At 35.7% G+C, this 13,309-nt stretch carries 13 protein-coding genes; 8 read left to right on the top strand and 5 right to left on the bottom strand.

Annotated elements, in window-relative coordinates:
- Nucleotides 1-51: 51 nt before the first annotated feature.
- The gene (locus ACEN2H_RS03380; protein WP_441730401.1) at nucleotides 52-1,053 is read left to right on the top strand and encodes an NAD-dependent epimerase/dehydratase family protein; all 1,002 of its coding nucleotides are present in this window, start codon (nucleotides 52-54) and stop codon (nucleotides 1,051-1,053) included.
- Between the two features lie 11 nt (nucleotides 1,054-1,064).
- Here ACEN2H_RS03380 and ACEN2H_RS03375 read toward each other — a convergent pair whose 3' ends face one another.
- Genes ACEN2H_RS03375 through ACEN2H_RS03365 form a run of 3 tightly spaced genes read right to left on the bottom strand, consistent with a single transcriptional unit; the run spans nucleotide 1,065 to nucleotide 3,636 of the window.
- Complete coding sequence (locus ACEN2H_RS03375) at nucleotides 1,065-1,544, bottom strand: DUF4296 domain-containing protein (protein ID WP_441730399.1); 480 nt, start codon at nucleotides 1,542-1,544, stop codon at nucleotides 1,065-1,067.
- A gap of 14 nt (nucleotides 1,545-1,558) precedes the next feature.
- Nucleotides 1,559-2,899, bottom strand: a complete 1,341-nt coding sequence (locus tag ACEN2H_RS03370; protein ID WP_441730397.1) for a dihydroorotase — start codon at nucleotides 2,897-2,899, stop codon at nucleotides 1,559-1,561.
- Nucleotides 2,900-2,910: 11 nt separating this feature from the next.
- The gene (locus ACEN2H_RS03365; protein ID WP_441730395.1) at nucleotides 2,911-3,636 is read right to left on the bottom strand and encodes a polyprenol monophosphomannose synthase; all 726 of its coding nucleotides are present in this window, start codon (nucleotides 3,634-3,636) and stop codon (nucleotides 2,911-2,913) included.
- A gap of 103 nt (nucleotides 3,637-3,739) precedes the next feature.
- Between ACEN2H_RS03365 and ACEN2H_RS03360 the strand changes: the two genes are divergently transcribed.
- The 3 genes from ACEN2H_RS03360 to ACEN2H_RS03350 all read left to right on the top strand — a co-directional run bounded on the left by ACEN2H_RS03360 (nucleotide 3,740) and on the right by ACEN2H_RS03350 (nucleotide 5,807).
- A complete protein-coding gene (locus tag ACEN2H_RS03360) occupies nucleotides 3,740-4,411 on the top strand; it encodes a DUF4271 domain-containing protein (protein WP_441730393.1) in 672 nt (223 codons plus the stop codon).
- A gap of 13 nt (nucleotides 4,412-4,424) precedes the next feature.
- A complete protein-coding gene (locus ACEN2H_RS03355; protein ID WP_441730391.1) occupies nucleotides 4,425-5,174 on the top strand; it encodes a uroporphyrinogen-III synthase in 750 nt (249 codons plus the stop codon).
- Between the two features lie 162 nt (nucleotides 5,175-5,336).
- Complete coding sequence (locus tag ACEN2H_RS03350; RefSeq protein WP_441730389.1) at nucleotides 5,337-5,807, top strand: Lrp/AsnC family transcriptional regulator; 471 nt, start codon at nucleotides 5,337-5,339, stop codon at nucleotides 5,805-5,807.
- Between the two features lie 62 nt (nucleotides 5,808-5,869).
- On the opposite strand, the gene ACEN2H_RS03345 is transcribed toward ACEN2H_RS03350, so the two are convergent.
- Both ACEN2H_RS03345 and ACEN2H_RS03340 read right to left on the bottom strand, forming a co-directional pair.
- Nucleotides 5,870-6,559, bottom strand: coding sequence for a zinc metallopeptidase (locus ACEN2H_RS03345; protein WP_441730387.1), 690 nt, complete (start codon nucleotides 6,557-6,559; stop codon nucleotides 5,870-5,872).
- Nucleotides 6,560-6,756: 197 nt separating this feature from the next.
- Entirely contained in the window at nucleotides 6,757-9,993 is a 3,237-nt protein-coding gene (locus tag ACEN2H_RS03340; RefSeq protein ID WP_441730385.1) for a leucine--tRNA ligase, read from the bottom strand.
- Between the two features lie 201 nt (nucleotides 9,994-10,194).
- On the opposite strand from ACEN2H_RS03340, the gene ACEN2H_RS03335 reads away from it, so the two are divergent.
- The 4 genes from ACEN2H_RS03335 to truB all read left to right on the top strand — a co-directional run bounded on the left by ACEN2H_RS03335 (nucleotide 10,195) and on the right by truB (nucleotide 12,909).
- On the top strand, nucleotides 10,195-11,070 hold the full coding sequence (locus tag ACEN2H_RS03335) for a cell division protein FtsX (protein ID WP_441730383.1): 876 nt from the start codon (nucleotides 10,195-10,197) through the stop codon (nucleotides 11,068-11,070).
- A gap of 66 nt (nucleotides 11,071-11,136) precedes the next feature.
- A complete protein-coding gene (locus ACEN2H_RS03330; RefSeq protein WP_441730381.1) occupies nucleotides 11,137-11,379 on the top strand; it encodes a DUF3098 domain-containing protein in 243 nt (80 codons plus the stop codon).
- On the top strand, nucleotides 11,380-12,201 hold the full coding sequence (locus ACEN2H_RS03325; RefSeq protein WP_441730379.1) for an undecaprenyl-diphosphate phosphatase: 822 nt from the start codon (nucleotides 11,380-11,382) through the stop codon (nucleotides 12,199-12,201).
- A 6-nt stretch (nucleotides 12,202-12,207) separates the two neighbouring features.
- On the top strand, nucleotides 12,208-12,909 hold the full coding sequence (truB, locus tag ACEN2H_RS03320) for a tRNA pseudouridine(55) synthase TruB (protein WP_441730377.1): 702 nt from the start codon (nucleotides 12,208-12,210) through the stop codon (nucleotides 12,907-12,909).
- The last annotated feature ends 400 nt before the right edge of the window (nucleotides 12,910-13,309 follow it).

The raw sequence follows: 13,309 nt of genomic DNA, 5'->3' as shown, positions 1-13,309 counted from the left end.
ATTTGAAAATCAAACAGTCTAAAAATCCAACAATCTAATTATCTTTACAAAATGATTTTAGTAACAGGAGGAACCGGTTTAGTAGGCGCACATTTATTGCTTCATTTGATAGAATCACGAAGCATTGGCAGCGATAAAGTACGCGCTATTTATCGGAATTTCGAGAGCATAGAAAAAACAAAGTCTCTATTTAGTCTGTACAAAAAAGACATCTTATTTGACACCATAGAATGGGTACAGGCAGATATTGTAGATGTTCCATCACTAGAGCGCGCTTTTAATGAAATTGAGTTTGTATATCATTGTGCTGCTGTAATTTCATTCGATCCAAAAGACGAAGGTTTACTCCGAAAAACAAACATTGAAGGAACTGCAAATATTGTCAATTTTTGTCTCGACAAAGGGGTGAAAAAACTATGCTACATTAGCTCTACAGCTGCACTTGGGGATTTAGCCGCGCATGAATCCGTCATTAATGAAGAATCAGAATGGAACCCAGAAAAAACCCATAGCGATTATGCCATTTCTAAGTATGGTGCTGAGATGGAAGTTTGGCGGGGCCAGCAAGAAGGATTAGCTGTCATAATAGTCAACCCTGGGGTTATCATAGGTCCTGGATTTCCAGAACAAGGAAGTGGACAGCTATTTAAGCAAGTGGCCAATGGATTATCATTTTACACACTGGGCAGCACGGGATTTATTGCGGTTAGTGACGTGGTCAGGATCGCAGTTCAACTTACAAAAAGTGAAATTCAGAATCAACGATATACCCTAATTTCCCAAAATGTCGTTTTTCGTGATCTTTTGAACACCGTAGCCGACGCATTGAAAGTAAAACGACCTACCATTCACTTAACACCTTTCTTGATGGGAGTTGGTTGGAGAATCGATTGGATTTTATCTGCCGTTTTTCGAAGAAAAAGCAAGCTACCAAAAGCTATGGCTCAGGCATCATGTTCAAACAATGACCACTCCAATGAAAAAATTAAAGCAGAATTAACAACAGATTTTTTAGACGTTCATCAATACATTAAAGAAATCTCAAGCTTATAAGCCGTCTAAGATTATCTCTTTTTTAAAATTTTCTTCGTCAATTTTAAGTTTTCCCGCCTCTTTTTCAACGGTAATAAAGTATCACCGACTTTTAAAACTTCTCTTTTTGATTTGATGGAGTCAAGTTTCATCTTTTTCTTATTCTCCATCTTTACCAATGAGTCCATCACTTCTTTTTGATCGTCAATTCGTTTGATTATTTCATCAAAAACATCCTTATAATCCTCATAATTAGAGGCATAATAAACATTACTCTGCGCGAATTGTAAACTATCAATTTTATATTTTTTATAAATATATTTGGATGGATTTATATCATAAGTAACCAAAGAAGTTGGGTTTTGGTACTTTATCCCCTCCAAAATGGCTAAATCATACATGATATTGACCATCTTTCCTTTTTCAATAAGACGATCTGGCTTTTCAACTGCCTCTTCCTTACAGCTTAAAAATAAAATTAAAACCACTAACAATGACACTGTTTTTCTCATCTAATTAGTCTTTTTTATCGATCAAATAACATTCGTTTACCTGCACGAATTTCTTTTACCTTAAAATTGTTGTAAACTAGTTGACCATTCACAAAAGTGTGCGTAATTCTAGATTTGAATGTAAATCCTTCAAAGGGAGACCATCCGCATTTAGCAAAAATATTTTCCTTTTTAACGCTCCATGGCAAAGCCGAATTTACGATAACTAAATCAGCATAATAGCCTTCTCTAATAAAACCACGCTTTTCTATTTTGAAAATCTTGGCCGGATTATGACACATCTTTTCAACAATTTTCTCAATACTGATTTTGCCTTGATGATAGGCTTCAAATATAGCCGGTATGGCATGTTGAACTAGTGGACCACCCGAGGGTGCTTTTAGATATGATTGCTTTTTTTCCTCCAATGTATGGGGCGCATGATCGGTAGCAATGACATCGATTCTGTCATCAAGCAATGCTTCCCAAAGTACTTTTCGGTCGTTAGCGGTTTTTACGGCAGGGTTCCATTTTATAAGATTCCCTTTGGTTGCATAATCATCATTAGTAAACCATAAGTGATGAATGCAAACTTCAGCAGTAATTTTCTTGTCTTCCAAGGGAATTTTGTTCGTAAACAAATTCATTTCTTTGGCAGTAGACAGATGAAAAACATGCAAACGCGCACCAGTCTTCTTGGCAAGAGCGACTGCTTTAGAAGAAGAAATGTAACAAGCTTCTTCAGATCGGATAAGGTGGTGTGCGGTAATAGGAATATCTTCTCCAAATTCCGCTTTATATTTTTCTAAATTATTTCTAATGGTAGCTTCATCCTCGCAGTGAACAGCAATCAGCATTGGTGTACTTGAAAATATCTTTTCGAGAGTAGCTTCATTGTCAACCAGCATATTCCCAGTTGAAGACCCTAAAAATATTTTTATCCCAGCAACATTTTTAGGATTTGTCTTTAGGACTTCTTCTAAATTATCATTGGTTGCACCCATCATGAACGAATAGTTGGCGTATGACTTTTCGGCAGCAAGCTGATATTTTTCCTCTAAAATTGCCTGAGTAACGGCATTAGGAACTGTATTGGGCTGCTCAATATATGAAGTTATTCCCCCCGCAACCGCGGCCCTAGATTCCGATTCTATATCTCCTTTATGAGTGAGTCCAGGCTCTCTAAAATGAACTTGATCATCAATAGCACCCGGCATCAAATAATTTCCCTCAGCATCAATAATGAGACATTGCGATGATTTTGCACTTATGCTTTCTGAAACCTCAACAATTAAGTCATTTTCAATTAAAACATCGCCCTCAAAAATCACCCCTTCATTTACTATTTTGGCATTCTTAATTAAAACCCTATTCATTGTATATTTTCTTATAAACTGTTAACTAATTTTTTAAATCTTAAAGAGATTACTCCAAAAACGGCTTCAACTATTATTGAATTACTCATTTTCGATTCTCCTTTTGTCCTGTCTGTAAATATTATTGGAACCTCGACGATCTTGAATTTGTTACAAAAGGTTCTGTACTTCATTTCAATTTGGAACGCATAACCCACAAATTTTATTTTATTAAGGTCAATTTTTTCTAGAACCTCTCGCCTATAACATATGAAGCCTGCTGTAGCATCATGGATTTCCATACCTGTTATGAGTCGCACATAGACCGAGGCAAAATAAGACATCAGCACACGATTTAAAGGCCAGTTGACCACATTTACTCCTGTGACATAGCGCGATCCAATCGCTAAATCTGCTTTCCCAAAATGACAAGCATTGTAGAGCTTTTCCAGGTCGTTCGGATTATGGGAAAAATCAGCATCCATTTCAAAAATAAAGTCGTAACCATTATCTAGTCCCCATCTAAATCCATGAACATAAGCTGTTCCTAGTCCGGCCTTTTTCTCCCTATTTTCCAAAAACAAGCGACCTTCAAATTCTGTTTGCAAAAGCTTTACCCTTTCTGCAGTATGATCCGGAGAATTATCATCAACGATAAGAATATGAAAAGGCTTGTGTTGAGAAAGCACCGATCTGATAATGCTTTCAATATTTTCAATTTCGTTATAGGTAGGAATTATAACAATACAATCGTTCATATTTCTAGTGGTTTCAGCGCAAAAGTAACCTTTTTATAGCATTTGGTACATAATAAAATTATAATAAAAAGATTGATATAAAAAATTACTAATTTTGCCCATTATGATTGAACATCTACTTCACCCTCGAATCACTGAGAATAAAGATTGGGCAACCTTTTTATTTATTCTGTGCTTCGCCATAATCGCCGTTACCAAATCCACTAACGAAAATCGATTTGCAGACTTCATGAATCTACTATTTTCGGATAAATACAATAAGATGTACCGCGATGGGAGCCAAATGAATAGCGGATTTAACATTTCTCTTTTTTTTGCTCAGGTGATTTCATTAGCATTTTTTATTCAACTTACATTAACCCTTTTTGGATATGCATCCAAGACTGATTTCATCCTCTATATTCAGATCGTAACTTTTCTAGTTTTTTTTATATTATCAAAATATCTGATAGAAAAAATTATCGCAACGGCATTTAATATCGAAGAATTTGTAGAACAATTTAATCTGCAAAAAGTTACTTATCGAACATATATAGGGCTTATACTACTGCCAATAAACGTTATTCTGTTCTATTACGACACAATACCTAGAATTATTCCACTAACTATTATGTCTATAATGCTAATATTCAGTATTATAACCTATATGATTTCAATAAAAAAGTATCATAATTTAATATTCGGCAACTTGTTTTACTTTATTTTATATCTTTGCACTCTTGAAATAGCCCCCTATTTCTTCATTTATTATTTTATTACTAAAGGAGGCGCTTAGAAAAAGTTAAAATATGAAAGTGAAAACAATTTTGGTGTCACAACCCGAACCTAAAGTAGAGAATTCTCCTTACTTTGAGCTTCAGCAAAAACATAAAGTAAAAATTGATTTCAGACCTTTTATTCATATAGAAGGAGTCAGTGCTAAAGAGATAAGATTACAAAAAATCGATCTTAATCACTATACTGCAATTATTTTGACAAGTAGAAATGCTGTCGATCATTTTTTTAGAGTCGCCGAAGAAATGCGCTTTAAAGTACCCGAAGGATTGAAATATTTTTGCCAATCGGAAGCTGTTGCATTTTACTTACAAAAGTATGTTGTATACAGAAAACGAAAAATCTACGTTGGTCCTAAAGATTTCGCAGATTTATCTCCATTAATTAAAAAATACAAAGACGAAAAGTTCCTTTTACCTGCCTCGGATCAACTGAATGTTGATGCCCCAATTACTCTTAACGCATTAAAGGTGGACTGGACGCAGGCTGTTTTTTACAAAACGGTCATGAGTGACCTCCGTGACTTAGCTGATGTTTATTATGATATTTTAGTCTTTTTCAGCCCTACAGGAATAAAATCATTATTGAAAAATTTTCCGGATTTTGAACAAAACAATACAAGAATCGCTGTTTTTGGCAGCTCTACTCAAAAAGAAGCCTTAGAAAGTGGTTTAAGAATAGATATTCTTGCGCCTACTCCAGACACACCGTCGATGACCATGGCCTTAGAAAAATACATTACCGAGGCCAATAAAGGAAAATAAACTAGATTCTTATTATATATCAAAAAGTCGCAACATCTGCGGCTTTTTTTATTTCCTGTTTTTTAAATAAAGCTAGCAAATCAGACCCTTTTTATCTTATTTTGTTTAATTTTGATTCTAAATTGCAACGAAAATATAGGTTTAAGCTCCAAAAATCAACTTATGAAAATCAACTCTCTAGTAGTAGAAATCGACGGTATTGACAAAGAAATCTTAAGATCCCTAATGGAAGACGCCCGTAAGCCAATTCTACAAATAGCCAATAAAATCGGTATCTCCGGAGCAGCGATACACCAGCGGTTGAGAAAACTAGAACAATCTGGCGTGATTTCCGGATCTAAGTTTGTGGTGAATCAAAAAGTTTTGGGTTATAACACCATGGCGTTTGTTGGCGTTTATTTGGACAAGGCAGCAAAAAATCTAGAAGCCGTAAAAGAATTAAACAAAATACCCGAAGTATTGGAATGCCACTACACTACTGGAAACTGGTCAATATTAATAAAAATAATCTGTCGCGACAATCAACATTTAATGCAACTACTTAACACAAAAATTCAAACGATAGAAGGTGTTTCAAGAACAGAAACCTTTATTTCTCTGGACCAACAAATTGACAGACAAATACAATTATAAAAAACCATATAAGAAACTACAATCTTCATAAGTAGGATTTAAAGTTTCTTATTTCATTTCTTTTAATCTCTTCTACTCCCGCCCATATAAATCGAAACATAATACAGTAAAGTCGCGATTGACCCCAGAGCAGCGACTACATAAGTTCTGGCCGCCCATTTTAAGGCGTCTTTTGCCCCTGCTTGTTCTTGTTGAGTAAGCATCCTTTTATTTTCCAACCAAGCCAAAGCACGATTACTCGCGTCATACTCTACAGGTAAAGTAATAATTGAAAACAAGGTCGTAGCAGCAAACAGCACGATTCCAAAAAGTAATAATTGTGGAAAAGTTCTCATCATCAATATTCCTCCTATCAAAATCCATTGCATGTACGTTGATGCCACATTCACAAAAGGCACTAACTTAGAACGCATCGTCAACCATTCATATCCCACAGCGTGTTGTACCGCGTGACCACATTCATGTGCAGCGACTGCAGCTGACGCAGCATTGCGCTGGTTATATACAGCTTCACTAAGATTCACGGTTTTTTTAACTGGATTATAATGATCTGTCAATTGCCCTGCTACCGAAATCACACGTACATCATGGATACCATTATCGGCGAGCATTTTCGTGGCAATCTCGGCCCCACTCATCCCATTTTGCAATTGCATTTTAGAATAATGCTCAAATTTGCTTTTTAACCTTGAACTTACCAGCCAACTAGCCAGCATGATTACACCGGCCAATATCAAATAACTCATTCCCATATCCTTTGTGTTTTTGTTCCTATATAAAGTCAAAAAATCAACATCAAATTACGAACCAATTTTTTACAATGTCAATTTGACACACGTTAAAATAACCATAAAAAAAACCAAACTCCACTAGATGTGAAATTTCGGTTTTTATATGTCATATCAGAATATGCGCTGCAGATCACGCTAAAAGCTTACGCTGTTCAGGTCTACCCCACCAAATTAATGATTTTTCCCGGAACAATAATGATCTTATTTGGCGTCCTTCCTTCCAATTGTTTTATTGTTCTTTCGTCTTTCATAATGATTTGTTCAATTTGATCTTTGGTTAAATCCAAAGGCAATGTGATCGTAAAACGCATTTTTCCGTTGAAAGAAACTGGGTATTCTTTTTCAGATTCTACTAAATGCTTTGGTTCGAAAACCGGAAATGGCACCGTCGCGACAGAACCTCTATTTCCCAACAAACTCCATAATTCCTCTGCGATATGCGGGGCATAAGGCGAAATCACAATTGCTAGTGGTTCAAGAATGGCACGGGAATGACAAGCTTGAGTCGACAATTCATTGACACAAATCATAAATTGTGAAACCGAAGTATTGAATGAAAAATTCTCAATATCATCAGAAACTTTCTTAATGGTCTTGTGTAAAGTTTTTAGATTGTCTTTGGTTGGCAGCTCATCAGTGACAATCATTGCCTGTTCATCGAAATACAAACGACACAGTTTTTTTAAGAAACCAAAAACTCCAGAAATACCCGAGGTGTTCCAAGGTTTGGCTTGTTCCAATGGCCCTAAAAACATTTCATACAAACGCAAAGTATCTGCTCCGTATTCATTACAAATATCATCTGGCGTTACCACATTGTATTTAGATTTCGACATTTTCTCGACTTCACGACCCACGATGTATTTTCCGTTTTCGTCACAAATGAATTCGGCATCTTTATAATCTTCTCTCCAAGCTTTGAATTTTTCTATGTCTAACTCATCTGAAGAATTGACCATTGAAACGTCTGCATGAATAGGCTGCACATTCTGCCCATCAATCTTGTTTTTAGAAACAAATGTATTTGTTCCTTCAACTCTATAAACAAAAGCACTCGTTCCCAAAATCATCCCCTGATTAATCAGTTTTTTGAAGGGTTCTTCCGTTGGTGCAAAACCTTTGTCCTTTAAAAATTTATTCCAAAAACGGGAATACAATAAATGCCCGGTTGCATGTTCGCTTCCGCCAATGTATAAATCAACGCTTTCCCAATAAGCAAGCGCTTCTTTACTAGCAATTTCGTTTTCATTGTGCGCATCCATATAACGCATCCAGTAAAAAGAACTTCCCGCCCAACCTGGCATAGTGTTAAGTTCCAATGGAAAAATAGTTTTGTTGTCTACCATCTGACTACTGACAACTGAACACTGAACACTGTCCCAAGCCCAAACCTCAGCATTCCCTAAAGGAGGTAATCCGTCTTCTGTTGGCAAATACTTCTCCACTTCTGGTAAAACAATAGGTAAATATTTTGAATCAATCATTTTTGGTAAGCCACTCACATAATATACTGGGAATGGTTCTCCCCAATACCTTTGTCTAGAGAATACAGCATCACGCAAACGGTAATTAATTTTTGCGTATCCTTGGTTTAATTTCTCCAATTCTTCAATCGCTTTCTTGGCCGCTTCTTTATATGTAAGGCCGTCCAAGAAATCTGAATTGGCAATAATCACGTTGTCTTTAGAACCATAGGCTTCTTTGGAAATGTCAACATTAGCAAAAATGTTTTTTATTTCTTTCATTCCGCTTTGACCTTTAAAGAAATTAGCAAAAGCATAATCTCTTTCGTCTCCACAAGGAACTGCCATTACAGCTCCTGTTCCATAACCTGCCAAAACATAATCTCCAATCCAAACAGGAACTGGCTCTTTGGTAAAAGGATGCTCAACATAGGCTCCTGTAAACACACCAGAAATGGTTTTAACATCGGCCATGCGTTCTCTTTCCGAACGTTTTGCAGTTTTTTCAACGTAAGCCTCAACAGCTACTTTCTGTTCTGGAGTAGTGATTTTCGCTACCAATTCGTGCTCTGGAGCAAGAGTCATAAAAGTAACTCCGAATATGGTGTCAGGACGAGTGGTAAAAACTTCGATCTTATCAATGACAGAAGCTACACCTTCACTTTCATCTAATTCTTGTGTGATCGCATCTAGAACTCCATCGATATTTCTTAAAATTTCTTCTTTGTTAAAACGAATTATTTTAAACCCTTTTTCAATAATAACTTTCGATCTTTCTACATTTGCAACTTCTTGAAAATCTATAGTCTCATCGTTAATTACAACAACCATTTTTTTTGAAAGACAAACAAAGTCAACGATAAAGTCACCTATTAAATATTGGTGCTTGAACTTATAATCTAATGCTTTTGACTTTAAACTTTGCCATAATTTTTGTTCAGTCACCGTTGAATCCCCTCTGATTTCTAGTGCTTTTTCGAGCGCAAAACTATTGTTGTTTTCGCTGTTAATACCTACTGGCATAACTGGAAAACTAACCATCGCCCCAATAGATTTTCCAATCCAGTTGCGTTGACTTTCTTTAATACTTTCACTCCAATCGACATCATTCAATCCTTGCAGCAAGCGCTCTGCGTATGCAGAAATACGCATGCTCCATTGCGTCATTTTTTTACGAACTACAGTGAAACCACCACGTTCTGAAACTCCATTTACAATTTCGTCATTCGCCAAAACTGTCCCCAAACCTGGACACCAGTTCACTTCAGCCTCCGCCAAGTAAGTCAGTCTATATTGCAATAGTATTTCTTCCTGATGTTTATTTGTGAAAGCATTCCATTCAGTTGCAGAAAAAAAGATGATTTTGTCATCGCAAACCGCATTGATTGTTGCGTTTCCTTCCTTTTCAAAAACCGAAATTAATGTCGCAATATCTTCCGCTTTGTCACTATGTTTATTATACCAAGAATTGAATAGTTGGATAAAAATCCATTGAGTGTGTTTATAGTAATCGGGATTTGAAGTGCGCACTTCTCTGCTCCAATCGAACGAAAACCCTATTTTGTCCAACTGCTTTCTATAACCTGCAATTTGATTTCCTTCTTTATCAAAACCTCCGTCAATATTTACTGAAGTAGTATCTTCCGGACGCTGCCCCGTTTGAATAGCATATTGTTCTGCAGGTAAACCAAAACTATCATACCCCATTGGATGCAAAACATTAAAACCTTGATGCCTTTTATATCGTGAATACACATCGGAGGCAATGTAACCTAATGGATGACCTACGTGCAATCCTGCACCAGATGGATAAGGAAACATGTCAAGCACATAATATTTGGGCTTTTCGGACTTGTTTTCTGCAGCAAAAGTTTGATTTTCTGCCCAATATTTTTGCCATTTGGCCTCTATTTCGTTCGGATTGTATTTCATTCCCTTTATTATTGTTTTTTAATGGAGAAATGCAGTCGCTAACTCCCATCATTAGTTCGGATTCAATGTTATATATGCTTTTTCACAATGAATTATAAAGCGGCAAATTTACGTTTATTGTACGAAAGTTGAAACTTTGGACGTTATTAACTTCAAATAAAGAAATTCTTTATTATTTTTACCCCGTAATTAAAGTAAACTATGAGTTCTTCATTTGATAAATTTCAAAAACGCAGGTTAATTTCCTCTTATTTTTCGGTAGTGCTAAGCGTATTCTTAGTTTTATTCTTATTGGGGATTTTAGGATTTTTTATCATAAATTCACAAAAACTAGCCAACGATTTTAAAGAAAAAATTGCCATGACGGTATTTTTCAAAAATGAGGCAAATGACAGTATACTAAAGACTTTTGGCAAACAATTAAAAGTAGCTCCATACGCAAAATCAAATGTTTTTGTTTCCAAAGAAACTGCTGCGAAGCAACATACTGATATCATTGGTGAAGACTTCATGACTTTCCTTGGAGAAAATCCTTTGCAAAATTCGTATGACATTCACTTAAAAGCGGAATACGTGGAAAAGGACAGTATTCCAAAAATTGAAAAACAACTACGATCTAACCCTATGATTTCAGATATTGTTTATGATAAACAATTAGTGAATATGGTCAATGACAATATCAAAAAAGTGAGTATGTGGATTTTAATAATAAGTGGCTTTTTGACTTTTATCGCCGTTTTGTTAATCAATAGCTCATTACGTCTTTCGATACATTCTAACCGCTTTATCATAAAAACCATGCAGATGGTCGGCGCAACAAAATCATTTATAAGAAAACCGTTCGTGATGCGAAGCGTAAAACTAGGAATGCTTGGAGCCGCATTGGCAATCCTCGCGCTACTTGGTGTTTTAGCCTACGTTGAAACCAGCTTTCCTGACCTTGGAATCTTGAATGACAAAGTACTAATTGCAGCAGTACTATTGTGTGTGCTGGGGTTTGGTATACTAATTACATGGCTAAGCACTTATTTTGCAACGCAACGATTCTTGAATTTAAGGACAGACGAACTTTATTAATTTACGATTCTAAAAAACTACAATATAATTCAGCATTTTTTTAATGTTGAAATAAACTCAGCATAAATGGAAAATAAAGCACACAAACAAGAGTTCCTTTTTGGCAAAATAAACTACAAAATTCTACTGATTGGCATTGGAGTTATCATCCTTGGTTTTTTACTAATGTCAGGTGGAGGGAGTGATGACCCAAACGTTTTCAGCGACGCAATATTCAGCTTTAGAAGAATTCGCTTGGCACCTACAACCGTTTTGATTGGTTTTGGGATTACTATTTATGCCATATTAAAGAATCCAAACAAAGCCTAGATGAATACATTACAGGCTTTTCTAATTGCCATTCTCGAAGGAATAACTGAATACCTTCCTATTTCCTCGACAGCTCATATGGTTTTTCTGAGCTCCTATTTTGGAATTCAAGAAGACGATTTTGTCAAACTTTTTCAGGTTTCTATTCAATTTGGTGCTATTCTAGCAGTCGTCGCTTTATATTGGAGAAAATTTTTCGATTTCTCTTCCCTTAATGTTGCGATGCGCTTTTATCTCAAACTTATTTATGCCGTAATTCCGGCCTTAGTTTTAGGAAAATTATTTGACGATAAAATCGAAGCAGTTATGGGCGATCCTATTCCCATCGCAATTGTATTAATTTTAGGCGGAGTAGTTCTGCTTTTTGTTGACAGTCGTTTTCAAAACCCAACTGTTGTTAAAGAAGAAGACATTACCGTAAAAAAAGCCGTAGCGATAGGTTTTTGGCAATGTTTGGCTATGATGCCAGGAACAAGTCGTTCTGCCGCTTCAATAATTGGTGGAATGCAACAAGGATTAACACGTCATGCAGCTGCAGAATTCTCTTTCTTTCTGGCAGTTCCAACAATGATGGCAGTTACATGTTATTCGCTTTTCTTAAAAACTTACGAGACTACTCAATTGAAGGGTTACGAACTTATTCTAAAGTCTAACGAAAACATACAATTGTTCCTTATTGGAAATCTCGTTGCCTTTATCGTTGCCATTATAGCAATAAAGTTCTTTATTGAGATCATAAAAAAATACGGTTTCAAGCCTTGGGGATGGTACCGAATTATTGTTGGTGCATTTTTATTAATTTACTTTACATATCTAAAATAATTCTATTTGAAGACAGCAGAAGATTTCCAAAACGGACAAATTTTATTAATTGACAAACCCTTGAAGTGGAGTTCTTTTCAGGCTGTAAACAAATTAAAATACGCGCTCATAAACAAATTAGGGCTACCAAAAAAAATTAAAATTGGACATGCGGGCACTTTAGACCCCCTAGCGACAGGACTGCTATTAATATGTACTGGAAAGTTCACGAAAAGAATTACTGAACTTCAAGGCCAAGCCAAAGAATACACAGGTACTTTTTTTATAGGTGCGACAACACCTTCATATGATTTAGAAACTGAAGTTGATGAGACTTTTGAAACTACTCATATAAATGAATCCCTAATCCTCGAAACCGTGAAACAGTTTATGGGCGAAATTGATCAAAAGCCACCTATTTTTTCTGCCATTAAAAAAAACGGAATTCGTTTGTACGAACATGCACGCGCTGGCGAAACTGTAGAAATAGCCACTCGGAAAACCAGTATTCATGAATTTGAAATCACTAGAATCGAACTGCCCGAGATCGACTTTAGAGTAGTTTGTAGCAAAGGGACTTACATTCGTTCTTTAGCATTTGATTTCGGACTCGCTATGAAATCTGGGGCGCACCTCACCGTTTTACGAAGGACAAAAATTGGAAATTATGACGTGACAAACGCCATAAATGCGGAATTATTCGAAGAAACTATAAGTCCTACTCTTTAAATAAAAAAGAAAAACACATCACAAAACTCAAAATTGATTTTGTGATGTGTCTTTTTCCTAAAATGAAGTACTTTTATACCATACTCTTTTTGTCTATGTGGCTGCTCACCACTGGTTTAATAATTACTTATGTTTTCACCTCCAAAAAGAAAGTTTGATAAATAATCGTAAAACCTTTCAAATAGCTTTTTCATAATGATGTTTTTTAAAATTGTGAAACAATATATTAACACGAATAAAATAGTATATCAAATAGAAAATGGCGGATATTGAAGGGCGGAGCTAAGTTATAATTTTTCTACGATAAAAACAACACTTAATCAACTAACTTTAAGTAGCTTGCCGATACCGCCGTTTTTTATAAGACTTTGTAAATCAGCAAAAAAAAGTTCCGATTTGA

Source organism: Flavobacterium sp. W22_SRS_FP1 (genome assembly GCF_052113685.1).
GTDB lineage: Bacteria > Bacteroidota > Bacteroidia > Flavobacteriales > Flavobacteriaceae > Flavobacterium.
This window is presented reverse-complemented; position numbering and strand designations above follow the sequence as displayed.

What these genes read in the sequence shown, in the direction of transcription:
- ACEN2H_RS03380 (WP_441730401.1), top strand. Translation starts at nt 52, where the DNA reads ATGATTTTAGTAACAGGAGGAACCGGTTTAGTAGGCGCACATTTATTG.
- ACEN2H_RS03375 (WP_441730399.1), bottom strand. Translation starts at nt 1,544, where the DNA reads ATGAGAAAAACAGTGTCATTGTTAGTGGTTTTAATTTTATTTTTAAGC.
- ACEN2H_RS03370 (WP_441730397.1), bottom strand. Translation starts at nt 2,899, where the DNA reads ATGAATAGGGTTTTAATTAAGAATGCCAAAATAGTAAATGAAGGGGTG.
- ACEN2H_RS03365 (WP_441730395.1), bottom strand. Translation starts at nt 3,636, where the DNA reads ATGAACGATTGTATTGTTATAATTCCTACCTATAACGAAATTGAAAAT.
- ACEN2H_RS03360 (WP_441730393.1), top strand. Translation starts at nt 3,740, where the DNA reads ATGATTGAACATCTACTTCACCCTCGAATCACTGAGAATAAAGATTGG.
- ACEN2H_RS03355 (WP_441730391.1), top strand. Translation starts at nt 4,425, where the DNA reads ATGAAAGTGAAAACAATTTTGGTGTCACAACCCGAACCTAAAGTAGAG.
- ACEN2H_RS03350 (WP_441730389.1), top strand. Translation starts at nt 5,337, where the DNA reads ATGAAAATCAACTCTCTAGTAGTAGAAATCGACGGTATTGACAAAGAA.
- ACEN2H_RS03345 (WP_441730387.1), bottom strand. Translation starts at nt 6,559, where the DNA reads ATGGGAATGAGTTATTTGATATTGGCCGGTGTAATCATGCTGGCTAGT.
- ACEN2H_RS03340 (WP_441730385.1), bottom strand. Translation starts at nt 9,993, where the DNA reads ATGAAATACAATCCGAACGAAATAGAGGCCAAATGGCAAAAATATTGG.
- ACEN2H_RS03335 (WP_441730383.1), top strand. Translation starts at nt 10,195, where the DNA reads ATGAGTTCTTCATTTGATAAATTTCAAAAACGCAGGTTAATTTCCTCT.
- ACEN2H_RS03330 (WP_441730381.1), top strand. Translation starts at nt 11,137, where the DNA reads ATGGAAAATAAAGCACACAAACAAGAGTTCCTTTTTGGCAAAATAAAC.
- ACEN2H_RS03325 (WP_441730379.1), top strand. Translation starts at nt 11,380, where the DNA reads ATGAATACATTACAGGCTTTTCTAATTGCCATTCTCGAAGGAATAACT.